This is a genomic window from Bradyrhizobium sp. CCBAU 11357, assembly GCF_028128865.1.
GTDB lineage: Bacteria > Pseudomonadota > Alphaproteobacteria > Rhizobiales > Xanthobacteraceae > Bradyrhizobium.
The window spans coordinates 193,639-217,049 of sequence record NZ_LBJW01000109.1 but is presented as its reverse complement, the minus strand read 5'-3'; the positions used below and the strand labels follow the sequence as shown (position 1 = coordinate 217,049).

The following is a 23,411-nucleotide window of genomic DNA, read 5'->3' as shown; positions in this document are numbered from 1 at the left end:
CTCTAGGGTTCTATCAACGCGTCGCAGGTTTCTCGATCAGCTTTTTCATGCCGTCACGAGCCGATTTACTGTACCCGTCGCCACTGCCCGAAGGCTGCTGCTCGGATTCAGCTTGATCATCATCTGGTTTGTTTTTCTTGAATCTCTTCAAGATGGTGTTCTCGGGGTCGTCAGGCAAGAGGGCCATCAGCCAATCACCGGTTCCCTGGAGCACGACGCGGGACTTGGCCCCGGTGACCCAGTCGGGGCGCTGCTTGTCCGGCACCAGCCAGGTGAAGAACAGGAAGGCGACCACGACGATCAAAAGCCCGCGAGCCAGCCCAAACAGGAAGCCGAGGGTGCGATCCAGCGCGCCGATCCGCGAATCCAGGATCATGTCGGAGATCCGGACCGTGATGACGGAGACCACGACCAGGGTGCCGACGAACACGCCCGCGACCACGACCACGCTCGCGACCGTGTCGTTGTTGAAATAGGTCTTGGCGGTCGGCAGCAGCTTCGAGAAGGAATACAGCGTCACGATCGCCGCCGCACCCCAGGCCGCGATCGACAGGATTTCGCGCATGAAGCCGCGGACCATGGCGAGCAGGCCCGAGATCAGCATCACACCGAGCAGGATGAGGTCGAGGAGTGTTACTGGCATCGGCTGGTCTGGTCCGCTCGTACTTCAAAGGTGCTCTAGCGAATCGGTGTTTGGCCGCTGCCCTAAAAGACGGGCAGACGGCGTTCCCGGCAAGGCCGCAACCACGCAATCCCATGCTGCTTTTGTGACGGCTGTATAGCGGCGAGGGCCTCCGCCGTCACCTCCACCTAACCCTCTCCGCGGCGGAATCTTGCCGGTGTGGCATTTTTCTCTGGCTGCGCGCTGGATTCGCCCCGGCGGGAGCCCCGGGCTGCGATCTCGGCGACCAATGTCGTCAGGCTGTTCACCGAGTTCAGGGACAGTCCGGCGTCGCCGCCCGCATCGCCCCGTGCCGATTCGGGCAGCACCGCGCGCTGGAAGCCGAGCTTTGCCGCCTCCTTCAGCCGGGCCGGGGTCTGCGCCACCGGGCGCACCACGCCCGACAGCGAGATTTCGCCGAAATAGACGGCATCGGTGGGTAACTGCGCATTAACCAGCGACGACACCAGGGCCGCGGCGGCGGCGAGATCGGCCGCGGGCTCGTGGATGCGCAGGCCGCCGGCAACGTTCAGATAGACGTCGTGGCCGGACAGCTTGACCCCGCAATGGGCCTCCAGCACGGCCAGCACCATCGAGAGCCGGCTCGGATCCCAGCCGACCACGGCCCGGCGCGGGGTGCCGAGCGAGGTTGGGGCCACCAGTGCCTGCAATTCGACCAGAACGGGCCTCGTGCCCTCGATGCCGGCGAAGACCGCGGTGCCGGGCGTGCCGAGATCGCGCTCGGACAGGAACAGCTCGGACGGGTTGGTGACCTCGCGCAGGCCGAGGCCCGTCATCTCGAACACGCCGATCTCGTCGGTCGGCCCGAAGCGGTTCTTCACCGCGCGCAGGATGCGGAATTGCTGCGAGCCTTCGCCCTCGAACGACATCACCGCGTCGACCATGTGCTCGACCACGCGGGGGCCGGCGATCTGGCCGTCCTTGGTGACATGGCCGACCAGGATGATGGCGGCTCCGGTCTTCTTGGCGAAGCGGATCAGCGCCTGCGCCGAAGCGCGCACCTGCGTCACCGTGCCGGGCGCCGATTCCACCGTGTCGGTCCACATGGTCTGGATCGAGTCGATCACGATCAGCCGGGGCACTGCGCCCTCCGACAGCGTCGAGACGATGTCCTCGACCGAGGTCTCGGCCGCGAGCTGCACCGGCGCGTCCGACAGCCCGAGCCGCTCGGCGCGCAGGCGCACCTGCGCGACCGCCTCTTCGCCGGAGATGTAGACGACGCGGTGGCCGGCACGCGCGAGCAGGCTGGTCGCCTGCGTCAGCAGCGTCGACTTGCCGATGCCGGGATCGCCGCCGACCAGCAGCACCGAGCCGCGCACGAAGCCGCCGCCGGTGACACGGTCAAGCTCGGTCATCCCCGAGGACAGGCGCGGCGCGTCCGGGCTCTTGCCGGCAAGGCTCTCCAGCGCAAACGTTCGGCCCTTGCGTTTGGAGCGGATCGACACCGGCACGCTGCCGCTGGTGTCTTCTTCCGCGAGCGTATTCCACTCGCCGCAGGACTCGCACTTGCCCTGCCAGCGGTTATAGGCCGCGCCGCAGTTCTGGCAGACGAAGGACAGCGTGGATTTGGCCATGGGGACAGCGAGTCGCGGGTTTCGGATGTGCTGATAGCACGGAATGGCGGGCCGATCGCCGGAGCTTCGAATATCTCAATTTGGCACCGGAGATATACCCTTCGTTAGCTCTGTGCCGCCGTGCCCGGCTGGATTTTGCCAATTCTTAGCGGACGCGGGTCCAATCTCGGAACCAACGGGGGCGGCGAAGATGACGAGATTTCTGCGAATATTGCTCGCGGCGGGCGTGGCCTGCGGCGTTTTCGGGTCCGCTGGCCGCAGCCTTGCCAAGCCCCTCAACATCGTCTTCGTCAATCCCGGCAAGTCCGGCGAGGTCTATTGGGATATGGTCGCGCAGACGATGCAGGCTGCCGGCCGCAAGCTCGACGCGCATGTCGAGGTGCTGACCAGCGAGCGGAACTACCGCACCATGCGGGAGCTCGGCTTCGGCGTGGTGGCCCGTGCCGACAAGCCGGACTTCCTCATCCTGTCGAACGAGGAATCCGCCGCCGCTCCCATCCTGGAGGCCGCCGAAGCCGCGGGCGTCAAGACGCTGCTGCTTTCGAACACGCTGATCGGCGAGGACGCGGTGCGTCTTGGACCGCCGAGGCACAAGCTCAAGACCTGGCTCGGCGACATCACGACCGATCTTCAGATTGCGGGCGCGCGGATGGCCGATGCGCTGATCACGGCCGCGCGTGCCGAGAAATGGCAGAGCCCGGATGGCAAGATCCACATTCTCGGCATCGGGGGCGACGAGACGACGCCCGCCTCGATCGCCCGCAATGCCGGCCTCAAGCTCGCGGCGGACGCTGCGTCCGACGTCGTGGTGGACCGCATGCTGTTCGCCAACTGGACGCAGTCCGAGGCCGAGCGGGTTACGGCAAACTATCTGAGCTGGGCCGCACGCAAGGAAATCCGGCCTGCCGGGATCTGGGCTGGAAACGATCCGATGGCGCTCGGCGCGCTACGTGCGGCAATCGCCGCGGGCCTCGTGCCCGGCCAGAACATCCAGGTGGTCGGCCTCAACTGGTCGGAGGATGCGATGCGCGAGATCAAGGCCGGCCGCATGCTCCTGACCGATGGCGGGCATTTCCTGCTCGGCGGCTGGTCCGTCGTTCTGCTGCGCGACTATGCCGACGGCTGCGATTTCGCCGCCGTTTCGCCCCGCGTCGAGGTCAAGACGTCGGCGATCACCCGCGACAATCTCGCGTCTGTCGGCGATCTCATCAGGACCCGGGCGTTCGACCGGATCGACTTCACGCGGTTCCGGGCGCAGGCCGGGCGCTGCGGTCAATATGACTTCTCCGTCGGTGCGCTCATCTCGTCGCTGCCGCTTGCCGAAGGCGTTGCGGATTGATGCGCAAGGATGAGGCGATGACCGATCCGGATCGCAACCAGCAGGAAGAGCCACCGCGCTTGCGCTCGGTCGTCCACGCGATGATTTGGGCCACCGTGCCCGTTCTGCTGCTGGTGCAATTGCTCGCCTCCGCCGGCGTCGAGGCATCGAGCTTCTGGTCGCAGCTCAGGCAGCTCGACGCCCGCATCGCCCGCGTCGCCGAGAGCCGCGCCGAGCTGATCGCCGAGCCGCTCTGGAAGATGCGCTACGACCAGGTCACGGGCGTGCTCAACGAGATCATGCACGACGAGACCATTGCGGCGGCGGCCGTCTATGACGATACCGGCGCCGCGATCGCCCGTGTGGTCGCGCGCTCGGAAGGCCAGTCAGTCGCTGAGGTCTCGCACCCGATCCGCTACAGCAACGGCAATATGGCCGTTCAGGCCGGCCGCATCGCCATCGCCTATTCGCGTGCGACGCTGTACGCGGATGCGGGCAGCCGCCTGATGCTGCTGCTCGTCGTCGGGCTGCTCGCAACCTTCGCGACCCTGATCGCCATGCGGATCTCCGCCAACATCTTCATCGGCAGGCCGCTTGCGGCCATGATGTCGGCGATCCAGCGCAGCAAGCAGGACGGCCGGGCCTATCCGGCTGATGTCACGTCCTCGAACGAATTCGGCCAGCTCGCGCGCGCCTTCAACGCCATGCAGCACACGACGTCAGGCGCGTTGGACCGGCTCGGGCATATGGCCACGCACGATCCGCTGACCGGGCTGCCGAACCGGCGCTCACTGACCGAGCGCCTGGCCGTTACGAGCCAGAATGGAGGCGCGCCGGATACGCTGGTCGCGTTCTGCTTCATCGATCTCGACGATTTCAAGGGCATCAACGACACCTTCGGTCACGAGGCCGGCGACGCGTTCCTGGTCCAGATTTCGCAGCGTCTTCGTCACGCGGTCGAAGCCGAGGACTGGGTTGCCCGGCTCGGCGGCGACGAGTTCGTCGTCATTCGCCCCGAGGTGAGCGACGAACAAGCCGCGCACGCATTCGCTCAACGCGTGCTGGATGCCATTTCCGAGCCGATCCGCCTCCACGACAAGCAGGTGGTGCCGCGCGCCAGCATCGGCCTTGCCGTGCGCCACGCCGACGATCCGGAGCTGTCGCATCTGCCGACGCTCGCCGACATCGCGCTCTATCATGCCAAGAGCAAGGCGCCCGGCACGGTCGCCGTGCTGGACGAAGCGCTCCAGCGCGACTATCGCCGCCGCAGGGATCTCGAGCTCGCCATTCCCACCGGCTTTGGCGAGGGTCAGTTCGAGGTCTGGTACCAGAGCCAGGTCGATCTCGACAGCCATGAGGTGGTCGGCCTGGAAGCGCTGATCCGCTGGCGCCATCCCGAGCACGGCGTGATCGGCCCCGGCGAATTCTTGCCGCTGATCGAGCGCAGCGGCAACAATGCGCGGCTGACCCGGTACGTGCTGACCGATGCCTGCCGGGCCTTGCAGCAATTGGCGGCTGCGGGCAGGCCGCAGATCCGGATCGCGATCAATCTGCCGCCGTCCGAGCTTGCCGACCATTCGCTCGCCGCCGAGCTGCGCGCGACCTGCGCGCGCTTCGGTGTCGCGGCATCGATGCTCGAGCTCGAGATCACCGAGGGATCGCTGATCAACAACATCGCCAGCGCCTCCGAAACGCTGCATCGCCTGCGGCGCCTGGGCGCCACGATCGCGCTCGACGATTTCGGCACCGGCTACTCTTCGCTCGCCCATCTCAGGCGCTTCCCGCTCGACAAGGTGAAGATCGACAAGGCGTTCATCAGCGAAATTCCCGGCAGCGCGGAGGACAAGGCGATCGTCGGCGTCATCGCATCGCTCGCCGCCACGTTGGGGCTGACATTGGTCGCCGAAGGCATCGAGCGCGCCGAGCAGGCCGCGGCCATGCGCGAGATGGGCGTGCGGCTCGGACAGGGATTCCTCTACCAGCGGCCGCAGCCGCTCGAGGCCGTGCTGCAATGGCTCGATGGCCAGCCGGCGGCGGAGAGCCGCGTCATCGCTGACAGCCCATCGATCACCCCGGAATTCGCCGCCTGAGCCGTGGCCGGGTTACGGCTGCGCTGCGTTCCAGAGCATCGAGAGCCCGGCCGCGATCATGATCGCGTCCATCACCAGGCGGAACACGTCCGGCTTCAGATGCAGCACGAAGCGCTTGGCGATGAAGGCGCCCGACATCAGCGAGGAGCCCGCGATCAGGCCCTTGATGAAGACCTCGCCAGTCAGCGCGCCGAAACGTTCGAACGTCACTGACTTCGCGAAATAGAGGCCAAGCGAGGAGGCCGCCTCCGTGGCGAGGAAGGCGCCCTTGGACAGGCCGTAGAACAGGAACAGCGGCACGCTGAGCGGCCCGGTCGAGACCACGATGCCGGTGAGATAGCCGATCACCGCGCCGCCGATCGCAAGATGCCAGAGATTGGCCTTGAGGTCGTGCCGCGCCAGCCAGTGCCGCACCGGCACCATCGCGATCAGGAAGAGGCCGATGGCGAGATCGACGGCATGCGCGGGCAGTGCCAGCAACGTCCGCGCGCCGAGCGCCGCCGCCGGAATGCCCGTAACCGAATAGGCCGCACAGGCCCGCCAATCGACCTCGCGCCACCACGCCAGGATCCGGGAGAAGTTCGCCATCACGGAGGCCACCGCCATGATCGGCACGGCCTCCTTCGGCCCGTAGGCATAGACCAGCACCGGCATCAGCATGATCGACGAGCCGGTGCCGACGATGCCTGAGATGGTGCCGGCGGCGAGACCGACGGTGAGGACGAAGAGAAAGGCCAAGAGGAGCGCTCCGGGAATCGGAGCAGTGTAACCGGAGGGACCGGAGAGGGCGAACATTGTCTCGAGTGCTGCCTCGTTCTCCTCGCTCCTGAATTGCGCGCGCCATTCTTTCGGGGGCGGCAACCTTCTGCTGCTCCGGCAGAAACAGCGCGATTGGAGCGGACCTTGCGGCACCCGTTCCGAGTTGGCATCATTCGTGCGAACCGCGATCATGGTGCCGTGACCATAACGTCTCTCCGAAGCAAGGTCCGCCGCCTTTACGAGGGCGCAACGCCGGACGGCGTGCGCTTCCGCTATGCGCTGCTCGTCTTCGATATCGTGACGGTGCTGTTCATCATTGCAACCTCGTTCCTGCAGCCCAGTGACATCGTCGAGACGCTCGATGTTCTGTTCGGCGCCATACTGCTTGCCGACTTCTCGGCTCGGCTCCTGGTCGATCGGCATCCGCTTCGGAAGTTCACCCAGCTCGCGACCTGGGCAGACATGGTCGCGATCGTGTCCTTCCTGGCGCCGCTTGCCGGCGAAGCGGGCGGCTTTCTCCGGATCCTGCGGACGTTGGGGCTGCTTCGCGACTACCAGATGCTGGTGAGGCTCCGCCTCGATTCTCCATTCTTTCGTCGCAATGAAGACGTCATCTTCGCCGTCACGAATCTGGCGGTCTTCATCTTCGTCATGACCGGCGTCGTTTACGAGACCCAGAAGTTTCGGAACGATGAGATCCGGAACTATGCCGATGCCCTGTATTTCACCGTCACGGCACTGACGACGACCGGCTTCGGCGACATTACCCTGCCGGGCACGGTCGGCCGCTTGATCACCGTCGTGATCATGATTTTCGGCGTCACGCTGTTCTTCAATCTCGCCCGCGCACTGCTCAGTCCGCACAAGGTGCGATTTCCGTGCCCGACTTGCGGGCTCCAGAGGCATGATGCCGACGCCGTCCATTGCAAGGCCTGCGGCAATGTTCTCAATATTCCCGATGAGGGGGTCACCTGAAGAGCCTCTCACGCCGGCGCGGTGCGCTGTGTGACCGGACTGAGGTCTCCTACTGTGCATGGGGTTGTTTTCACCTTTTTGTTTTGACCGTGCCGCTGCTGACAGCATGTTGGCAGCAGGAACGGGCTACGACCACCTCCTGACAAACGGGGAGAGCGGATCATGCCGATCGAGGCAAGCTGTCATTGCGGTGAGACGGTGTTCGAGGTGACGGAGGCGCCTTCGAGCCTGACGCGCTGCACCTGCACGCTCTGCGCCAAGCGCGGCGCGCTGTGGGCCTATTACAAGCCGGCGCAGTTCCGATTGGTGTCGCCGCCGGAGAACGTGGCGACCTATCTCTGGGGCAGCCGCACCGTCAAACACCATTTTTGCGCGACTTGCGGCTGCGGCACCTATTCGGAATCGCCGGACTGGTCGAGCGGCAAGCCCGATTTCGACAATCCGAAGGTCGCCGTCAACGCGCGTCTGTTCGACGATTTCGATCTGGAGGCCTTGCCGGTGAACGTGATCGACGGCAGGAATTTGTGGTGAGGGTCACCGCAACACCACCCAAGCCGGCGCGTGGTCGCTTGCGCCATCCTCGCCGCGGATCTTCTTGTCCACCCCGGCCTTCGTCAGCCGTGAGGCCAAGGCTGGGCTGAGCAGGAGATGGTCGAGCCGCAGGCCCGCATCGCGCGGCCAGCGGTTCCGCATGTAGTCCCAGAACGTGTAGATGCGCTTGTCCGGATGCAATTCGCGGATCGCGTCGCACCAGCCTTGCTCGACCAGCGCGGCAAAGGCGGCGCGGCTCTTCGGCTGGATCAGCGCATCCTTGTCCCATGAGCGCGTCGGATAGATGTCGATCTCCCTGGGCGCGACGTTGTAGTCGCCGGCGAGCACCACCGGCAGGTCCTGCTTGATGAAGGTCTTGGCGTGGCGCCGCAGCCGCGCGAACCAGTCGAGCTTGTAGTCGAATTTCGGTCCCGGCTGCGGATTGCCGTTGGGCAGGTAGATGCTGGTGACGATGACGCCGCGCACGGCGGCCTCGATGTAGCGCGCTTCGAGATCGGCAGGCTTTCCCGGCAACCGGTCGCGCGTCAGCACCGGCTCGGCGTTGCGGGCGAGGATGGCAACGCCGTTCCAGGTCTTTTGTCCACGCCACACCGCGCCATAGCCGGCCTTTTCGATGGCGGCCGCCGGAAATTCGCCATCACTTGCCTTCAACTCCTGAAGCGCGACGACATCGGGCTTCGCCGCGCGCAGCCATGCCAACAGATTGGGCAGGCGGCGGTTGATGTTGTTGATGTTGAATGTCGCGATCTTCATGTAGAGCTACCGGCTCCTGCCTTCCGTCCTCGGAGATACAATGTTCAAGTTGAGCTTTGCCGCTACTGCATTCGTCGTCGCGTTCTCCGGGGCCACGGCACAGTCAGCCGAAACGCGCGGCGCGTGCAAGGCGGACTATGACAAATTCTGCGCCGGCATCGCGCCGGGCGGCGGCATCGTCGCCTGTCTCAACGCCAAGCGCGACCAGCTCAGTGCCACCTGCAAGACAGCGCTGGACAGCAGAAAGAAGAAGTAGCCCTCGTGTCCCGGACGCGCGAAGCGCGAGCCGGGATCCAGAAGGCGACACGCTACGCTGTCGAGAGATAGGCCCCGGCTCTGCAGCGCATTGCGCCGCGAAGTGCGGCGCACTGCGCTGCGTCCGGGGCACGCGCGCGTTTAACTCGGCAGCGGCGGCTGCTCGATTGGCGGCGGGGCGGGCGGCTGCCCGGCGTTTGACGCGGGCTCCGGCTTCGTCAGCGGCTCCTCGACATTGCCGCCCTTGTAGACGCGGGCATAGCGGTGGCCGAGGCCGGTCAGCACCTCATAGCCGATCGTGCCGAAATGGTGCGCGAGCTCGTCGACGGTGATGCCTTCGCCGAGCAGCGTCACCATGTGGCCGCGCCGCACCGCGTTCGGCGCCAGATCGGTGATGTCGATCGCGATCAGGTCCATGGAGATGCGGCCCGCGATAGGGCAGCGCTTGCCGGCCACGATGACATCGGCGCCGCGGGTGCCGTCATTGGAGCTCGCGGCGCGGAGATAGCCGTCGGCGTAACCGACCGCGATGATCGCGAGTTTCGTCGGACGCCGCGCGGTCCAGGTGCCGCCATAGCCGACGGTCTCGCCGCGATCGATGGTGCGGATCTGCACGATGCGCGCCTTGAGGTCGACCACCTGCTGCATGGGATTGTCGGCCTCCGGCGTCGGGTTGACGCCGTAGAGCGCAGCTCCCGGCCGCACCAGGTCGAACTGGAACGGCGCGCCGAGGAAGATGCCGGAGGAGTTGGCGAGCGCCGCCGGCACGCCTGTGAACTCACTGGCGATGCTGCGGAAGGCCGCGAGCTGTCTGGCATTGATCGGGCTGTTGAGCTGCTCGGCCGAGACCAGATGGCTCATCACCAGCGTGATGCCGTGATCGCCGGCATTGATGCGGGGGATGATGGCCTGCGCTTCCGACAGCGTCAGCCCGAGCCGGTTCATGCCGGTGTCGATGTGAATGGCAGCGCCCCCGTTCCAGCCGGTGCGGCGGCAGAACACGTCCCATTCGGCGAGCTCGTTGAGATCGCCGATCACCGGACGGCAATTGATCTTGGCGTAGTGCTCGCCGGTGTTCTGGAAGTAGCCGCCGAGCACGTAGATCGTGGGCTCGGGAACGGCGGCGCGCACCTTGCGCGCTTCCTCGATGGTGGCGACGAAGAAGGTCTTGCAGCCGGCTTTGCTCAGGGCTCGCGACACCTGCTCGGCGCCGCAGCCATAGGCGTCGGCCTTGATCACCGCCGAACATTCGGCCGGCACCGCCGTCTTCTCGAGCTTGCGCCAATTGGCGATGATCGCGTCGAGATCGACGGTCAGCACGCCGCCATAGGCCGCGAGCGCGGCGGCCTGGTTGGCCTCCGCGGAGAGTGGGCCGGATTGCGGGATCGATTTCGGGGCGGACGCCATTGTCATGGCGCCGTTTTACGCAAGAGGTAGGTCCGGTTCAAGGAACTCAGTAGTCGTTGTCGCTGCGAGCCGGCAGCTGACTGTCGGGTGCCAGGTCGCCGAACCGCGTGACCGAGGCTTCGAACGCCAAATCGACGGTGCCGGTCGGGCCGTGGCGCTGCTTGCCGATGATGACCTCGGCCTTTCCGTGCGCAAGGCTCATGTCGAGCTGCCACTTCTCGTGTTCAGGCGTGCCTGGGCGGGGCTCCTTCATGGCGAGGTAGTATTCCTCGCGGTAAACGAACAGCACAACGTCGGCGTCCTGCTCGATTGATCCGGATTCACGCAAGTCGGAGAGCTGCGGCCGTTTGTCGTCGCGGGATTCGACCTGGCGCGATAGCTGGGACAGCGCGATCACGGGAACGTTCAGTTCCTTCGCCAGCGCCTTAAGGCTCGTCGTGATCTCCGTGATTTCCTGCACGCGGCTGTCGCTGGCGCGCTTGCTCGAACCCGAGAGCAGCTGGATGTAGTCGATCACCAGGAGATCGAGACCCTTCTGGCGCTTCAGCCGGCGCGCGCGCGCCATCAGCTGCGCGATCGACAGGCCGCCGGTGGCGTCGACATAGAACGGCAGCGATTGCAGCTCGATCGAGACCTCCCGGATCTTCTCGAAATCGGCTTCCGAGATGCCGCCGCGGCGGATGTGGGAGGAGGGAACACCGGTGCGCTCGGCCACGATACGCGTGGCAAGCTGGTCGGCCGACATTTCGCACGAGAAGAAGCCGATCACGCCGCCATTGGCGGCCTTCGTGGTGCCGTCGGCCTGGAGTTCCGGAACGTAGGCTCGTGCGACATTGTAGGCGATGTTGGTCGCGAGCGAGGTCTTGCCCATGCCGGGACGGCCCGCGACGATGATGAGGTCGGAGTGCTGCAGGCCGCCCATCTTGGTGTCGAGGTCGCGCATGCCCGTCGAGATGCCGGACAGTTTTCCGTCGCGCTGGAACGCCTTGGCCGCGAGATCGACCGCGACCGCCAGCGCCTGCGAGAACTTCTGGAAGCCGCCGTCATAGCGGCCGGATTCGGCCAGTTCGTACAGCTTTCGCTCGGCGTCCTCGATCTGTGCCCGCGGCTGGAAGTCGACCGGCGCGTCATAGGCGACGTTGACCATGTCCTCGCCGATGCCGATCAGGTCGCGGCGCAACGACAGATCGTAGATGGTGCGGCCATAATCCTGGGCGTTGATGATGGTGGTCGCTTCGGCCGCAAGCCGCGCCAGATATTGGCCGATGGTCATGCCGCCGACATCGGTATCGGCCGGCAGGAACGTCTTCAGCGTGACCGGGGTGGCGATCTTGCCCATCCGGATCAGGCTGCCGGCGGTCTCGAAGATGGTCTGGTGCAGCGGCTCGAAGAAGTGCTTCGCCTCGAGGAAGTCGGAGACGCGGTAGAAGGCGTCGTTGTTGACCAGGATCGCGCCCAGAAGGCTCTGTTCCGCCTCGATATTGTGCGGCGCGCTCCGATAGGCGGGAGTTCCGGCATCGGGCGCGAGTTTGAGAACGTTCGAATCAGTCAGTGCCATGGTCGGACGTGCTTAGCAATTTTCTTGGGCGGATGCGGGGCCGGGATAAAGCGCCGCCGCAGGCCAAAGCGGAAGCGAAAGCTGACCGCTATCAACCGCTCAGTTAAAATGGTGGATGATTAGCAGCCGCAGCATGCGCCGCGCTTGACTGGATTTTGGCGGAGCTCACTCGTCCCAAAGGGACCGCGGTCGCGCCTTGGAAAAATCCTGAAACCCATGAACCCTGTCGGCTGGCGCGCAGACCTATGGGGAGGCGCGCGAAATGACGCAACGCAGCCGCATTCGGCTCGGCTTCAGACCAGCAGGAGGTAGACCAGCGCAACCAGGGCCGCCCCGACGCCGGTGACGATCAGGGCGTAATCGGTGCGGAGGTCGTCCTGCACGTCGAATGAGGTTTGGGTCTCTTTGCTCATGGCGACGGTCTAAGCCAGGCCCGACCAGACTTATGTGAAACAGATCACATCTCCCCGGATTCTTTCGGGGCATGCCGGAACAGCCGGAGGGGCAGGGGATTATCTTTTTCCCCGCCGACAGGGATACGAGGCGAGCGATGCAGCCAGAACGGCAGCACCAGAACTGGCGAAGCGAGGCAGGCAGCCGGCTTTGGCTGTCCGGTTTGATCGCCGCCATGAAGCATGCGGAGCGGCCCGAGGTGCGTCGCCAGCCGGTCGCCCCCGAAATCCTGCTGGAATTGCGGGCGCAATTGGCGTTAACGGCGTCTTTCCGGACATCCGGGATTTCGACGCCTCGTCACTAGGATCCGGACCTATTCACCAGCCAGCTTGAGCCTCGGCATCGCCGCGCCCTCGCGCGCCCGCAGCCGGGCTTCCTCCCGCGGGATGTAGTCGCGCGTCATCGGCACCACGCTCTGGCGACGGGTGATCTGGATCTGGAAGTTCATCATGGCTTGCTTGCGGAACGTCATCTCGCAGGCCGCCAGGTAGAATTCCCACATCAGGGCGAAGCGCTCCTCGTAGAGCTGCACGGCTTCCTCGCGCCGCGCCATGAAGCGCTCGCGCCAAGCCTTCAGCGTCTCGGCGTAGTGCAGGCGCAGAATCTCGATGTCGCAGACAAGGAAGCCCGCACGCTCGATCGCCGGCAGCACCTCCGACAGCGCGGGGATGTAGCCGCCGGGGAAGATGTATTTGGCGATCCAGGGATTGGTCGAATCCGGGCCCTGCGAACGGCCGATCGAATGCAGCAGCATGACACCGTCTTCCTTCAGCAGCTCGGCGCAGCGCTGGAAGTAGGCGTCGTAGAACCTTGCCCCGACATGCTCGAACATACCGACGGAGACGATGCGGTCGAACGTACCGTCGACGTCGCGATAATCCTGGAGCAGGAATCTGGCCGAGCCCGCCACGCCCTTTTCGGCGGCGCGCGCATTGGCGACCTGCAGCTGTTCGGTCGACAGCGTCACGCCGGTGACGTCGGCGCCCGCAATCTCGGCGAGATAGAGCCCGAGGCCGCCCCAGCCGGAGCCGATGTCGAGCACGCGCTGGCCGTCCCTGACGAGAAGCTTCGCGGCGATGTGCCTCTTCTTGGCAAGCTGCGCGTCGTCCAGTGACATCTCGGGCGTCTCGAAATAGGCGCAGCTATATTGCTTGTCGGCGTCGAGAAAGAGCGAATAGAGCCGGCCGTCGAGATCGTAGTGATGCGCGACATTTTGACGGGAGCGGGGGCGGGGATTGAACTGCTTGAGGTGCCGCGTCAGGTAACGCAGGTGCCACCACGGCTTTGCCCACTGCGGCAATAGGTCGGGTTGATCGAGCAGGATCGCGAGGGCATCAGCTATGCTGCCACGCTCGACCACGAACTCGCCGTTCATGTAGGCCTCGCCAAGCCCCAGCTCGGGATTGATGAGGACCCTCCGCTCGGCGTCCGCGGTGACGAAGCGGACCGCGACCGGCTCGCCGGAGCCGTCGCCGACGGTGAACTTCGATCCGCTGGCGCCGGTCACCGTCAGCGAGCCGCGGCGGATGAATTGAGACAGGAATCGACGCAACAGACGGTCCATCGGCACTCCTCTCGAGCGAACCCGAAAGATGCGACTAACCCGGCCTTCATATCTGACGCCCAGGCGCCGCAGCGGTTCCTATGCGTTTGCATCTAAATCTAGCGAGCCGGTTCCGGCCGCGCTATTGCACTGTATTCAAAGTAGATATTCGAAAACCGCTTAACCACATCCTTGTGCGTGGACCTGCTTCCATTCGCGGCTCAATCGGTTAAAAGGTGACCGCCGCCGCGCCGGACGCCGGCTGCTTCGCAGTAAAATTCAACGGAGATCATGGGAATGTCGAGCCGAGCGCTCAGCCTCGCGACGGTGATGCTTCTGATTGGCTTCGGTGCGGCCGATTCCGTTCTTGCGCAGGCGACGAACCTCGAGGCCGGCAAGTCCCCGTCCCAGCTGTTCGCGCAAACCTGCAATGCCTGCCACAAGAGCCCGCGCGGACTGCTGAAGTCCGTGTCGCCCGGCTCGCTGCCCGGTTTCCTGCGCCAGCACTACACCACGAGCTCGGACATGGCGGGCGTCCTCTCCGCCTATCTGGTCTCCAATGGGGCCACAGACACCCGCTACCAGGCCAAGGACGGCAAGAAGGACGGCGCTTCGCCGGAGCAGCAGGGCCGACGCCCGCGCGCGCAGGAGGCCGCCAGGCCCGAGGGCGAGGGCGCCACTCCGGCCGCCGAGGGCACGCGCCAGAAGCGTGCCGCACGGCCGACCGATGACGGCGCGAAGCCCGAGGGACAGGCTGCGCCCGAGGGACGCAAGGGCAAGCGCCGCGCCAAGCCCGGGACCGAGGAAGCCCCGAAGGTCGATGCGGCCGCACCGGCGACTGACGACAAGAAGAGCGAGCCGAAGCCGGACGCCGTCAAGCCTGACAGCGCCAAGGCCGAGCCAGACAGCGGCAAGGCATCGGAGAAGCCGGTCGAGGCCAAGCCTGATAGCGCTAAGCCCGATAGCGCTAAGCCTGATACTGCGAAGGTCGAGCCGCGCGGCGACGCTCCGGCCTCGCGACCCGACCCCGTCCCGCAGGTGACGCCGGTTGCACCTGCCGCTGCGAAGCCTGCCGAGCCGGCGGCGCCAAAGCCGGCGGAAGAGGCTGCTTCCAGGCCGGCTGCCCCCGCAGCTAGCTCCGAGCCGGCGGCCAGGCCGCAGCCGGCCCCGCCCGCGGCGCCGGCCGAGTCCTCCGGTCCGCCGGCACCGCCGATCTCGCGGTAAGTCCTTTACAGTCCTTAGACAGACGAGCGGAGGCCGCCTTCATGGCGGCCTCCGCTCCGTATTGACCAGTTCTAGAGCATTGCTCTAGAGTAATACTCCAGGAAGCGCGATGGCAGCGAGCGTGCGAGACGATCTGTTGGCGGCCGGGCTGATGGTGTTCGACCGCGTGGGCTTCGAGGCCGCGACGGTGGCCGCGATCCGCAGCCGGGCGCGCGCTTCCAATGGCAGCTTCTTCCACGTCTTCGGCTCGAAGAAGGAGCTCGCCGGTGCGTTGTTTCTGGAGGTTCTGCGGCACTATCACGCCGCGGTGCTGGCCGCGCTCGATCCCGTGCCCGACGCGGAGCAGGGCATCGATCGCCTGATCCGGGCGCATCTCGCCTGGGTCGTCACCAGCCGGCGCGAGGCGCGCTACCTCTTCGAGATCTCGCGCAGCGAATGGGGCGAGGACGTGCGCGACGCCCAGCGGGCGCAGAATGCAAGGCTTGCCGAAGGCATCGAGCGCTGGCGCGCACCGCTGGTCGCAAGCGGCGAGCTTCTGCCGATGACGCCGGTGATGTTCATCAGCCAGCTGATCGGTCCGGCGCAGATCTTCTGCCGCGCCTTCCTGTCGGGGCGCGACCGCACCGATCCGCGCACCGAGGCGGACACGCTGATCGCCTGCGCCAATCGCGCGCTGAGGCCGTTCGATCGCATCAACAAGCAATAAGGGGAGACCGCATGCGGGCCGAAGCTGATCCGGAATTTGCGCCGATTGCCGAGCGCATCCACGCCAATGTCGGCCGGCAGGGTTTCATGAACCTGGTCGGCGCCGAGCTCTCCGACTTGTCGCGCGGCACCTGCACCATCGCCGTGGAGCGCCGGCCGGAGCTGTTGCAGCAGCACGGCTTCTTCCATGGCGGCGTCACCGCTTTCCTGGTCGACAACGCCGCGACGATTGCGGCCGCCACCTCGCGCGGCCAGCCGGCGCTGACGGCGGAATACAAGCTCAATCTGTTGTCGCCTGCGGTCGGCGAGAAGCTGATCTGCCGGGCCCGGGTGATCAAGCCGGGCCGTCAGGTCGCGGTGGTCGCGGCTGACGTGTTCTGCGTCAGCGACGGCGTCGAGAAGCATACGGCCACCGCGCTGGCATCGATCGCGATGCTCAGTGAGGACGTCGCTGCGAAAAGCCCGGCCGCGTGAGGCGACCGGGCTGATCCATATCTCGAGCTTCCGGGTCTGGTCCTTCGGACCATCCCGGAATGACGACATTGGAGTTACTTCTCTTCCTCGGCCGGCGCCGGCGCGACGTCGTCGTGCTGGGCTTCCGGATCGAAGAACTCGCCGGCGGCGGCGATCGCTTCGGCAGCCGCATCGCGATCCTCGTTGCGGGTCGAGATGTCCTCGCCGCGGTTGATGCGCTCGGCCTCGTCCTGGCTGCGCGCGACCGTCACGGTGATCTCGACCTCGACCTCGGGGTGAACGGCAACGGTGATCGAATGCTTGCCGATGGTCTTGATCGGCGCGTCGAGCTGGATCTGCGGACGGGCGAGCGAAACGCCGTCGGCTTCGAACGCGATCACGATGTCACGCACGTTGACCGAGCCGAACAGCTGGCCGGCTTCCGACGCCTGACGGATCACGATGATGTTCTTGCCCTCGATCTTCTCGGCGACCTTGGACGCCTCGGCCTTCGAGGCGAGATTGCGCGCTTCGAGCTCGGCCTTCATGCCGTCATACTTGGCCCGGTTGTCGGCGGTGGCGCGCAGCGCCTTGCCGCGCTTGAGCAGGAAATTGCGAGCGTAGCCGTCGCGAACCTTCACGACTTCGCCCATCTGGCCGAGCTTGTTGACGCGTTCCAGCAAAATGACTTCCATATTCGTTCTCCTTTTGAAGTGCTCTGTAGGGTTTCAGTTTCGGGGTTGAACTCAGGGGGTAGGCAGTGGTGGCGGCTGCCGGCTGCGCAGGAAGCGCTCGCGGAAGCCGAACACGGCGTCCGCAAGGCCGAGGATCACCATCGCGATCACGGGCCACCCGAACACGACGACGGCGGCGTAGGTCGAGCCGAGCCAGAACGTGCGGCCGTTCAGCGCGAGCGTCAGCGTATGCAGCACGGCGAAACCGGCCAGCGCATAGCTCATCATCAGCGCGGCGGTGGCGATCTGCGCCACGATGGCCAGCAGCCCACCGGTGAAGCAGAAGGCAAGCGAGATGCACAGCGCCACCAGCGTCATCTGCGGCAGCTCGGTGGCCTTGAGATCCGGCCAGGGACGGCGCAGCCGGCCCGATGTCGCGGTCACCTTGGCGCTGAGCCAGAGGTTGAGGGTCAGCGTCATCGTCGCCGCGATGGTGGCGGCGGCCGGTGCGATGCGCACCAAGGCGTCGACGAACTGACTGGCTTCACCCGAAGTTTGCGGGTCGGTGGCGCGCAGGAGGCGCATCAGGCCACGGCGCAACGTGCCGGTGATGGTCTCCGCGTCGGTCCCAAGCGTGAGCAGAGCGGCCATCGTGGTCAGCGTGGCGAAGCCTGCAATCCAGAGCAGGATGCGGCCGACCGGGTACCACTCGATGTCCGGCTCCGCGGCGGGCGCGGTGCCGGTCGCAGGCGCTGTGCTTCCCACCTGACGCCCGAGCAGGACCAGATGGCCGAGCCACCACGCCGGCAACGCGACGGTGACGGCGAAGGCGATGCAGTAGGGCAGGCCGAACAGGGCGCCAAGCCCGATCGCGGCAGCGATGCCGCCGAGGCTTGCGCAAAGCGGGCCCCAGCCGATCGCGGCGACCATCAGAGGGAGCGGAGCGAGATAGAACAGGACGAGCGAGATCAGCGCGCCCGAAATGATCGAGGCGAACATCAGGGCCGACGCGGCGCCGGCGATCAGGGCTATCAGTCCAAAGGCCATCATCAGCTGTCCCGCTCCCTTCGAGCGGTTAGAGGCATCGTTTGCCCCAACCATCGGCGACCGGACGACCCGGAAGCCTTATGAGTTCGAAAAGTTGCGACCGGCGGCTGAGCGGCCGCCGGTCGAATTGGTCGTATCAGCGAATCACGTAGGGCAAGAGGCCCAGGAAGCGCGCGCGCTTGATGGCGCGGGCGAGCTCACGCTGCTTCTTCGCGGACACCGCGGTGATGCGGCTCGGCACGATCTTGCCGCGCTCGGAGACGTAACGCATCAAGAGCTTGGAGTCCTTGTAGTCGATCTTCGGAGCATTGGCGCCCGTGAACGGGCAGCTCTTGCGACGACGGAAAAACGGGCGGCGTGCACCAGCTTCAGCCATGATTCTTACTCCCCATCCGTGGTTTCGGCTTCATCGCGCGGACGGCGCGGGCCGCGATCGCCGCGGAAACCGCCCTCACGGTCGCCACGGAAGCCGCCTTCGCGCTCGCCGCGGAAGCCACCGCCACGGTCGTCACGCTCGCGGTCGCGGTCGGCCTTGCGCATCATCGCGGACGGGCCTTCCTCGAGCTCCTCGACGCGGACGCTGAGATAGCGGATCACGTCCTCGCTGATGCGCTCCTGGCGCTCGATCTCGGCGATCGCCGCGGACGGCGCGTCGATGTTGAGCAGCACGAAGTGCGCCTTGCGGTTCTTGTTCATGCGGTAGGTGAGGGAGCGCACGCCCCAATTCTCGGTCTTGGTGATCTTGCCGCCGAGACCCTCGACGATACCGGTCATCTGCGCAGTCAGCTCTTCGACCTGCTGCGGGCTCGCGTCCTGACGCGCGAGAAAAACATGCTCGTAAAGAGGCATGGTCGTCCTTTCCTCATGTTGGCGCATCGCCCGGCGTCAAACCCTTAAGAGGCCTTCGGAAAGGACTCTGGGATCAAGCTCAGAAGGCGGAAACACGGGACGACGGGCCGACTGGCCCTGCCACACCAAAATCACGAATGATTTGCTGAGACCGTCCGTTCAGCTCCCGGCCGGGGTCTGCGGATGGGCGCCTTATACGGATTTTGCCCGGCTTTGCAAGGTTGGAGGGGCATTTTCGAGCCGTGTTCTCCCTTCCCACACCGGCAGGACCCCCATCCTCCAATACCAAAATTCGCTTGATCTATTTGTTTGTATGACATACAAATAAGCCAGCGGAGAGAATCCCATGGCGGAAACGTCGGCCGATGCGCCGATCGAGGCGGCAGGCGACCCCAAGCACGCCGCGCGCGCGACGCGCTCGGCCGGCCGCAAGATGCGGTCGCTGCTCCTGGATGCTGCGAGCCCGCTGTTTCGGGAGCGGGGGCTGTCCGGCACGGCGATCACCGACATCGCGGCCGCCGCGGACGCGTTCCCGAGCCAGATCACCTATTACTTCCGCACCAAGGAGGCGCTTTTCGTCGAATGCGCCTGCCGCGATCTCCTGTACCTGGCGCGTGCCACCGAGCAGGCGGCGCTGAAGGCGAAGACGCCTGGGGAATACACCCACGCGCTGGCCGAAACCGTGACGGCGAGCGATTCGGTCGCCTTCTTTGCCGAAGCGCTGACGCTGACGCGGCGGCGCCAGGATCTCGCGCCATTGGTCGAGCGCACCATCGAGCGCCTGCACAGCGAGGGTGCGCGCGCTTATGCAGGGCAGGTCGAGCGGCACGGCTGGCGCTCGCTGCGCGCGCCCGACGAAAGCTCGCGGCGCTTCTGGGCCGTCGCCATCGGCGTCATTCTCGAAGGCTATGCGATGGGCCGCTCGCCCGAGGCGCTCTGCGCCGAGATGCTGCGCGTGCTGGGCGAGCAGGCGAAATCCACGGCCGATACGGGGCGCCTGCGTCTCGTCGAGGCGCGCGAGGCATCCGACAATTCGAATGGAGAGGGCTAGGCCATGACCGCGCTTCGCATGCGTGCCCGCGATTTCCTGACCGATGATCAACTGGCCGAGGTACGCCAGCGCGCGACGTGGAAAGGCGCTGCGCTGATCGCGCACGCCTGGGCGCTGATCATTGCAGCCATCGCGCTGGTGGCGTGGTGGCCCAATCCGCTCACCTATATCTTCGCCGTCGCCATCATCGGCTCACGCCAGCTCGGTCTTGCGATCCTGATGCATGACGGCGCACATGGCTGCCTGTCCGCCGACGAGAAAACCAATCTGGCGCTGAGCCAGTGGTTCTGCGCCTATCCGCTGTTTGCGGAGACGCGCAGCTACCGGCGCTACCACTTGCAGCACCATGCGCGCACCCAGCAGGAGGACGACCCCGATCTCGTGCTGTCGGCGCCGTTTCCGATCACGGGGCTGAGCTACCGCCGCAAGTTCATCCGCGACATCACCGGGCAGACCGGCTACCAGCAGCGCAAGGCGCAGCTGCTCAACGCGCTCGGGCCAAGCGACTGGTCATGGCGGCAGCGTGCGGCGCATTTCTGGGAGATGCTCGGCCCGCAATGTGTGGTCAACGGGATCATGTTGGCCGCGCTCGCCGCGGCCGGCGTGTGGTGGGCCTATCCGCTGCTCTGGCTGGCGCCGCTGCTGACCTGGATGATGGTCATCACCCGCATCCGCAACATTGCCGAGCACGCCGTCGTCCCCGATAGCAGTGATCCCTTGCGCAACACGCGCACGACGCACGCCAATTTTCTCGAGCGCCTGTTCATCGCACCGTACTACGTGAACTATCACCTCGAGCATCATCTCTTGTTCTACGTGCCTTGCTATAATTTACCGAAGGTGCACCGGCTGCTGAGCGCCAGCCGGTACGCCGGCCGCATGGAGGTGCAGCCGAACTACGCTTCGGTGCTGCGGCTGGCCACGGCCAAGCCGAACCGCGAGGATCGGCCGGGGCAGCTCGTCAACAGTGCGCGCCGCGCGCGGGCCGGGGCGGACGTCGATGCCAACCAGACCGCCGGCGGGTTTTGAGGGGGCTCATTCCCCGTTGAATGCTGCTCCAGGTTCCCGTCTCGGCTTGACAGTGCGACCCCGGACGGTGTCTACGGCCCCCTTTGGAGCATGATCCGGAACCATGGCCCAAGGAACCACGGACCAGGCCGCGCGTAATCGGCTGCCGGTTCTCGAAAGGGATCATGCCTGACAAGCAGGGAGCGCCGATGACGGCTGCATTCACATTTCCTGGGCAGGGTTCCCAGGCGGTCGGCATGGGCAAAGCCCTGGCCGAGGCCTTTCCGGTGGCGCGCGCCGTGTTCGACGAGGTCGATGCCGCGCTCGGCGAGAAGCTGACGGCCATCATCTGGGAAGGTCCGGCCGAAACCCTCCAGCTCACCGAGAACGCCCAGCCGGCGCTGATGGCGGTGTCTGTCGCGACCTTGCGCGTGCTCGAGGCTGAGGCTGGTTTTTCCGTGGGACGAGACGCTGCCTTCGTCGCCGGCCACTCGCTCGGTGAATATTCGGCGCTGGCGGCGGCCGGCAGCCTGACGGTGTCGGATACTGCGCGTCTGCTTCGCACCCGCGGTCTTGCAATGCAAAAGGCGGTCCCCGTCGGCGCCGGCGCGATGGCCGCGCTGCTCGGTCTCGACTACGAGGCCGCCATGGAGGTCGCGGGCGAGGCGGCGCAGGGGCAGGTCTGCCAGGCAGCCAACGACAATGGCGGCGGCCAGGTCGTCGTCTCCGGCGACAAGGCCGCGGTCGATCGCGCCGTCGAGATCGCCAAGGCCAAGGGCGCCAAGCGCGCGATGCTGCTGCCGGTGTCCGCGCCGTTCCATTGCAAGCTGATGCAGCCGGCTGCGGATGCCATGGCGGAGGCACTCTCGAAGGTCACGATCAAGGCGCCGGCGGCACCGCTGGTGTCGAACGTGCTGGCCAGCGCCATCACCGATCCCGACGAGGTCCGCCGCCGCCTGGTCGAGCAGGTCACCGGCACGGTGCGCTGGCGCGAGTCGGTGGCCTATATGGCCGGGCAGGGCGTCACCCGCTTCTTCGAGATCGGCGCCGGCAAGGTGCTGACGGGTCTCGTCAAGCGCATCGCGGACGGCGCGGTCGGCATTGCGGTCGGCGGCCCGAACGACATTGCCGCCGCCAAGGATGCATTGGCCGCTGCGAAGCAGGCTTAAGGGAGTCATCAATGTTCGATCTGACTGGCCGAAAGGCGCTCGTCACCGGGGCGACCGGTGGCATCGGCGGCGCGATCGCGCAGGCGTTGCACGCGCAGGGCGCCACCGTCGCCATATCAGGGACGCGCAAGGAGGTGCTGGACGAGCTGGCCGGCAAGCTCGGCGAGCGCGCCCATGTGCTGCCCTGCAATCTCTCCAAGGCCGATGAGGTCGAGGCGCTGGTGCCGGCTGCGGAAGCGGCGATGGGCCAGGTCGACATTCTCGTCGCCAATGCCGGCATCACGCGCGACAATCTCTTCGTGCAGCTTCGCGACGAGGACTGGGACGAGGTCATCAACGTCAATCTGACCGCGACCTTCCGCCTGGCGCGCGCCGCGACCAAGCTGATGATGCGCAAGCGCTTCGGCCGCATCGTAGCCATCACCTCGGTGGTCGGCGTCACCGGTAATCCCGGGCAGGGCAATTATACGGCGTCGAAGGCCGGCCTGATCGGCATGATCAAGACGTTGGGGGCCGAATACGCCAAGCGCGGCGTGACCGCGAACTGCATCGCGCCCGGCTTCATCAAGACGCCGATGACCGATGCGCTCAACGACAAGCAGCGCGAAACGATTCTGACCAAGGTTCCGGCCGCCCGCCTGGGAACGCCCGAGGACATCGCGGCGGCCGCCGTCTATCTGAGCTCGAACGAAGCAGCCTATGTCACCGGGCAGACCATCCACGTCAACGGCGGCATGGCCATGATCTGATGTCTCGTGCCGCAGCGCCCGTCAGGGCGGTGCGGCATGCGGCAAACGGCCGTTTCCGGAGCGAAATGAGGCTTGTAGTCAAGGCAATTGAAGTATGATAACCGGACCTTCAACGGATGGGCAAAGAACGCCATTGCAGGTTTTTGAAACCCTGTATATTGGCGATGCGGAGCCTTTGGCCGTCGTTCGCCGGGGCCTCCATCGGTTAGGATGGGCCAAATCAAGTTCGTAAGCGAAGGCAGTCAAACGACCACGACGGCTCGTATCGTCCCGGGGGGTCGGGTCTACAGGGAACAACACGAGGTTAAGCAATGAGTGACATTGGCGAGCGGGTTAAGAAGATCGTGGTCGAACACCTTGGTGTTGAACCCGAGAAGGTTGTCGACAACGCGAGCTTCATCGACGACCTCGGCGCCGACAGTCTGGATACCGTCGAGCTGGTGATGGCGTTCGAAGAGGAATTCGGTTGCGAGATTCCGGACGACGCTGCGGAAACGATTCTCACCGTCGGCGACGCCACGAAGTTTCTCGAGAAGAACGCGAAGAGCTAAGGCTCTTCATTT

Annotated in this window: 25 protein-coding genes; 14 read left to right on the top strand and 11 right to left on the bottom strand. The window is 65.7% G+C overall.

All coding sequences use genetic code 11. The features are described 5' to 3' along the window. Positions 1-13: 13 nt before the first annotated feature. Both XI05_RS29490 and radA read right to left on the bottom strand, forming a co-directional pair. On the bottom strand, positions 14-643 hold the full coding sequence (locus XI05_RS29490) for a CvpA family protein (RefSeq protein ID WP_271508336.1): 630 nt from the start codon (positions 641-643) through the stop codon (positions 14-16). Between the two features lie 167 nt (positions 644-810). After that, positions 811-2,256: a DNA repair protein RadA gene (gene radA / locus XI05_RS29485; protein WP_271508335.1), complete on the bottom strand. Its 1,446-nt coding sequence runs from the start codon at positions 2,254-2,256 to the stop codon at positions 811-813. Positions 2,257-2,446: 190 nt separating this feature from the next. On the opposite strand from radA, the gene XI05_RS29480 reads away from it, so the two are divergent. Together XI05_RS29480 and XI05_RS29475 are read left to right on the top strand one after the other, a co-directional pair. Next, entirely contained in the window at positions 2,447-3,595 is a 1,149-nt protein-coding gene (locus XI05_RS29480; RefSeq protein WP_271508334.1) for an ABC transporter substrate-binding protein, read from the top strand. Continuing rightward, entirely contained in the window at positions 3,595-5,664 is a 2,070-nt protein-coding gene (locus XI05_RS29475; protein ID WP_271508556.1) for a putative bifunctional diguanylate cyclase/phosphodiesterase, read from the top strand. Before XI05_RS29480 ends, XI05_RS29475 begins: the two co-directional genes overlap by 1 nt. 12 nt (positions 5,665-5,676) lie before the next feature. Here the strand turns inward: XI05_RS29475 and XI05_RS29470 are convergent, their stop codons facing one another. Further along, positions 5,677-6,402, bottom strand: a complete 726-nt coding sequence (locus tag XI05_RS29470; RefSeq protein ID WP_172786436.1) for a sulfite exporter TauE/SafE family protein — start codon at positions 6,400-6,402, stop codon at positions 5,677-5,679. A 219-nt stretch (positions 6,403-6,621) separates the two neighbouring features. Here XI05_RS29470 and XI05_RS29465 point away from each other — a divergent pair, with 219 nt between their 5' ends. Together XI05_RS29465 and XI05_RS29460 are read left to right on the top strand one after the other, a co-directional pair. Continuing rightward, complete coding sequence (locus tag XI05_RS29465; protein WP_271508333.1) at positions 6,622-7,398, top strand: potassium channel family protein; 777 nt, start codon at positions 6,622-6,624, stop codon at positions 7,396-7,398. 162 nt (positions 7,399-7,560) lie between these two features. Next, positions 7,561-7,929 carry a GFA family protein gene (locus XI05_RS29460; RefSeq protein ID WP_271508331.1) on the top strand — a complete coding sequence of 123 codons (369 nt, stop codon included), beginning with the start codon at positions 7,561-7,563 and terminating at the stop codon, positions 7,927-7,929. A gap of 3 nt (positions 7,930-7,932) precedes the next feature. Here XI05_RS29460 and XI05_RS29455 read toward each other — a convergent pair whose 3' ends face one another. Next, complete coding sequence (locus XI05_RS29455; RefSeq protein ID WP_271508330.1) at positions 7,933-8,703, bottom strand: exodeoxyribonuclease III; 771 nt, start codon at positions 8,701-8,703, stop codon at positions 7,933-7,935. 40 nt (positions 8,704-8,743) lie between these two features. On the opposite strand from XI05_RS29455, the gene XI05_RS29450 reads away from it, so the two are divergent. After that, on the top strand, positions 8,744-8,959 hold the full coding sequence (locus XI05_RS29450; RefSeq protein ID WP_172786439.1) for a hypothetical protein: 216 nt from the start codon (positions 8,744-8,746) through the stop codon (positions 8,957-8,959). A 140-nt stretch (positions 8,960-9,099) separates the two neighbouring features. Here XI05_RS29450 and alr read toward each other — a convergent pair whose 3' ends face one another. Together alr and XI05_RS29440 are read right to left on the bottom strand one after the other, a co-directional pair. After that, positions 9,100-10,365 (bottom strand): alanine racemase, encoded by a 1,266-nt coding sequence (gene alr, locus XI05_RS29445; RefSeq protein WP_271508553.1) that lies wholly within the window; start codon positions 10,363-10,365, stop codon positions 9,100-9,102. Between the two features lie 46 nt (positions 10,366-10,411). Next, positions 10,412-11,923 carry a replicative DNA helicase gene (locus tag XI05_RS29440; protein ID WP_061876691.1) on the bottom strand — a complete coding sequence of 504 codons (1,512 nt, stop codon included), beginning with the start codon at positions 11,921-11,923 and terminating at the stop codon, positions 10,412-10,414. Positions 11,924-12,407: 484 nt separating this feature from the next. Between XI05_RS29440 and XI05_RS29435 the strand changes: the two genes are divergently transcribed. Then, positions 12,408-12,680 (top strand): transcriptional regulator, encoded by a 273-nt coding sequence (locus XI05_RS29435; protein ID WP_271508329.1) that lies wholly within the window; start codon positions 12,408-12,410, stop codon positions 12,678-12,680. 9 nt (positions 12,681-12,689) lie between these two features. Here the strand turns inward: XI05_RS29435 and XI05_RS29430 are convergent, their stop codons facing one another. Then, entirely contained in the window at positions 12,690-13,940 is a 1,251-nt protein-coding gene (locus XI05_RS29430) for an SAM-dependent methyltransferase (protein WP_271508327.1), read from the bottom strand. Positions 13,941-14,216: 276 nt separating this feature from the next. Here XI05_RS29430 and XI05_RS29425 point away from each other — a divergent pair, with 276 nt between their 5' ends. The 3 genes from XI05_RS29425 to XI05_RS29415 all read left to right on the top strand — a co-directional run bounded on the left by XI05_RS29425 (position 14,217) and on the right by XI05_RS29415 (position 16,322). Further along, positions 14,217-15,143 carry a hypothetical protein gene (locus tag XI05_RS29425; RefSeq protein ID WP_271508325.1) on the top strand — a complete coding sequence of 309 codons (927 nt, stop codon included), beginning with the start codon at positions 14,217-14,219 and terminating at the stop codon, positions 15,141-15,143. Positions 15,144-15,252: 109 nt separating this feature from the next. After that, entirely contained in the window at positions 15,253-15,849 is a 597-nt protein-coding gene (locus tag XI05_RS29420) for a TetR/AcrR family transcriptional regulator (RefSeq protein WP_271508323.1), read from the top strand. Positions 15,850-15,860: 11 nt separating this feature from the next. Continuing rightward, positions 15,861-16,322 carry a PaaI family thioesterase gene (locus XI05_RS29415; protein ID WP_271508322.1) on the top strand — a complete coding sequence of 154 codons (462 nt, stop codon included), beginning with the start codon at positions 15,861-15,863 and terminating at the stop codon, positions 16,320-16,322. A 74-nt stretch (positions 16,323-16,396) separates the two neighbouring features. On the opposite strand, the gene rplI is transcribed toward XI05_RS29415, so the two are convergent. The 4 genes from rplI to rpsF form a co-directional block, all read right to left on the bottom strand. Then, complete coding sequence (gene rplI / locus XI05_RS29410) at positions 16,397-16,996, bottom strand: 50S ribosomal protein L9 (protein ID WP_271508321.1); 600 nt, start codon at positions 16,994-16,996, stop codon at positions 16,397-16,399. Positions 16,997-17,047: 51 nt separating this feature from the next. After that, positions 17,048-18,025 (bottom strand): DUF2232 domain-containing protein, encoded by a 978-nt coding sequence (locus XI05_RS29405; protein ID WP_271508320.1) that lies wholly within the window; start codon positions 18,023-18,025, stop codon positions 17,048-17,050. Between the two features lie 133 nt (positions 18,026-18,158). Further along, complete coding sequence (rpsR, locus tag XI05_RS29400) at positions 18,159-18,398, bottom strand: 30S ribosomal protein S18 (RefSeq protein ID WP_007592020.1); 240 nt, start codon at positions 18,396-18,398, stop codon at positions 18,159-18,161. 5 nt (positions 18,399-18,403) lie between these two features. After that, a complete protein-coding gene (gene rpsF, locus XI05_RS29395; protein ID WP_025035823.1) occupies positions 18,404-18,871 on the bottom strand; it encodes a 30S ribosomal protein S6 in 468 nt (155 codons plus the stop codon). A 346-nt stretch (positions 18,872-19,217) separates the two neighbouring features. Between rpsF and XI05_RS29390 the strand changes: the two genes are divergently transcribed. From XI05_RS29390 to XI05_RS29370, 5 genes are all read left to right on the top strand, one after another. After that, positions 19,218-19,922, top strand: coding sequence for a TetR/AcrR family transcriptional regulator C-terminal domain-containing protein (locus tag XI05_RS29390; RefSeq protein ID WP_271508318.1), 705 nt, complete (start codon positions 19,218-19,220; stop codon positions 19,920-19,922). Between the two features lie 3 nt (positions 19,923-19,925). Beyond that, entirely contained in the window at positions 19,926-20,951 is a 1,026-nt protein-coding gene (locus tag XI05_RS29385) for a fatty acid desaturase family protein (RefSeq protein WP_271508316.1), read from the top strand. 188 nt (positions 20,952-21,139) lie between these two features. Further along, the gene (gene fabD / locus XI05_RS29380; RefSeq protein ID WP_271508314.1) at positions 21,140-22,099 is read left to right on the top strand and encodes an ACP S-malonyltransferase; all 960 of its coding nucleotides are present in this window, start codon (positions 21,140-21,142) and stop codon (positions 22,097-22,099) included. Between the two features lie 11 nt (positions 22,100-22,110). Then, entirely contained in the window at positions 22,111-22,848 is a 738-nt protein-coding gene (gene fabG, locus XI05_RS29375; RefSeq protein ID WP_172786449.1) for a 3-oxoacyl-[acyl-carrier-protein] reductase, read from the top strand. Between the two features lie 311 nt (positions 22,849-23,159). Beyond that, the gene (locus tag XI05_RS29370; RefSeq protein WP_008551805.1) at positions 23,160-23,399 is read left to right on the top strand and encodes an acyl carrier protein; all 240 of its coding nucleotides are present in this window, start codon (positions 23,160-23,162) and stop codon (positions 23,397-23,399) included. The last annotated feature ends 12 nt before the right edge of the window (positions 23,400-23,411 follow it).

Bases quoted from the DNA above. Each gene is read 5' to 3' on its own strand.
- fabG (WP_172786449.1), top strand. From the start codon at position 22,111: ATGTTCGATCTGACTGGCCGAAAGGCGCTCGTCACCGGGGCGACCGGT.
- rplI (WP_271508321.1), bottom strand. From the start codon at position 16,996: ATGGAAGTCATTTTGCTGGAACGCGTCAACAAGCTCGGCCAGATGGGC.
- XI05_RS29420 (WP_271508323.1), top strand. From the start codon at position 15,253: ATGGCAGCGAGCGTGCGAGACGATCTGTTGGCGGCCGGGCTGATGGTG.
- XI05_RS29455 (WP_271508330.1), bottom strand. From the start codon at position 8,703: ATGAAGATCGCGACATTCAACATCAACAACATCAACCGCCGCCTGCCC.
- XI05_RS29415 (WP_271508322.1), top strand. From the start codon at position 15,861: ATGCGGGCCGAAGCTGATCCGGAATTTGCGCCGATTGCCGAGCGCATC.
- XI05_RS29430 (WP_271508327.1), bottom strand. From the start codon at position 13,940: ATGGACCGTCTGTTGCGTCGATTCCTGTCTCAATTCATCCGCCGCGGC.
- XI05_RS29425 (WP_271508325.1), top strand. From the start codon at position 14,217: ATGTCGAGCCGAGCGCTCAGCCTCGCGACGGTGATGCTTCTGATTGGC.
- XI05_RS29460 (WP_271508331.1), top strand. From the start codon at position 7,561: ATGCCGATCGAGGCAAGCTGTCATTGCGGTGAGACGGTGTTCGAGGTG.
- XI05_RS29435 (WP_271508329.1), top strand. From the start codon at position 12,408: ATGCCGGAACAGCCGGAGGGGCAGGGGATTATCTTTTTCCCCGCCGAC.
- fabD (WP_271508314.1), top strand. From the start codon at position 21,140: ATGACGGCTGCATTCACATTTCCTGGGCAGGGTTCCCAGGCGGTCGGC.
- alr (WP_271508553.1), bottom strand. From the start codon at position 10,365: ATGGCGTCCGCCCCGAAATCGATCCCGCAATCCGGCCCACTCTCCGCG.
- XI05_RS29490 (WP_271508336.1), bottom strand. From the start codon at position 643: ATGCCAGTAACACTCCTCGACCTCATCCTGCTCGGTGTGATGCTGATC.
- XI05_RS29405 (WP_271508320.1), bottom strand. From the start codon at position 18,025: ATGATGGCCTTTGGACTGATAGCCCTGATCGCCGGCGCCGCGTCGGCC.
- XI05_RS29475 (WP_271508556.1), top strand. From the start codon at position 3,595: ATGCGCAAGGATGAGGCGATGACCGATCCGGATCGCAACCAGCAGGAA.
- XI05_RS29390 (WP_271508318.1), top strand. From the start codon at position 19,218: ATGGCGGAAACGTCGGCCGATGCGCCGATCGAGGCGGCAGGCGACCCC.
- rpsF (WP_025035823.1), bottom strand. From the start codon at position 18,871: ATGCCTCTTTACGAGCATGTTTTTCTCGCGCGTCAGGACGCGAGCCCG.
- XI05_RS29480 (WP_271508334.1), top strand. From the start codon at position 2,447: ATGACGAGATTTCTGCGAATATTGCTCGCGGCGGGCGTGGCCTGCGGC.
- XI05_RS29440 (WP_061876691.1), bottom strand. From the start codon at position 11,923: ATGGCACTGACTGATTCGAACGTTCTCAAACTCGCGCCCGATGCCGGA.
- XI05_RS29450 (WP_172786439.1), top strand. From the start codon at position 8,744: ATGTTCAAGTTGAGCTTTGCCGCTACTGCATTCGTCGTCGCGTTCTCC.
- XI05_RS29370 (WP_008551805.1), top strand. From the start codon at position 23,160: ATGAGTGACATTGGCGAGCGGGTTAAGAAGATCGTGGTCGAACACCTT.
- XI05_RS29385 (WP_271508316.1), top strand. From the start codon at position 19,926: ATGACCGCGCTTCGCATGCGTGCCCGCGATTTCCTGACCGATGATCAA.
- radA (WP_271508335.1), bottom strand. From the start codon at position 2,256: ATGGCCAAATCCACGCTGTCCTTCGTCTGCCAGAACTGCGGCGCGGCC.
- rpsR (WP_007592020.1), bottom strand. From the start codon at position 18,398: ATGGCTGAAGCTGGTGCACGCCGCCCGTTTTTCCGTCGTCGCAAGAGC.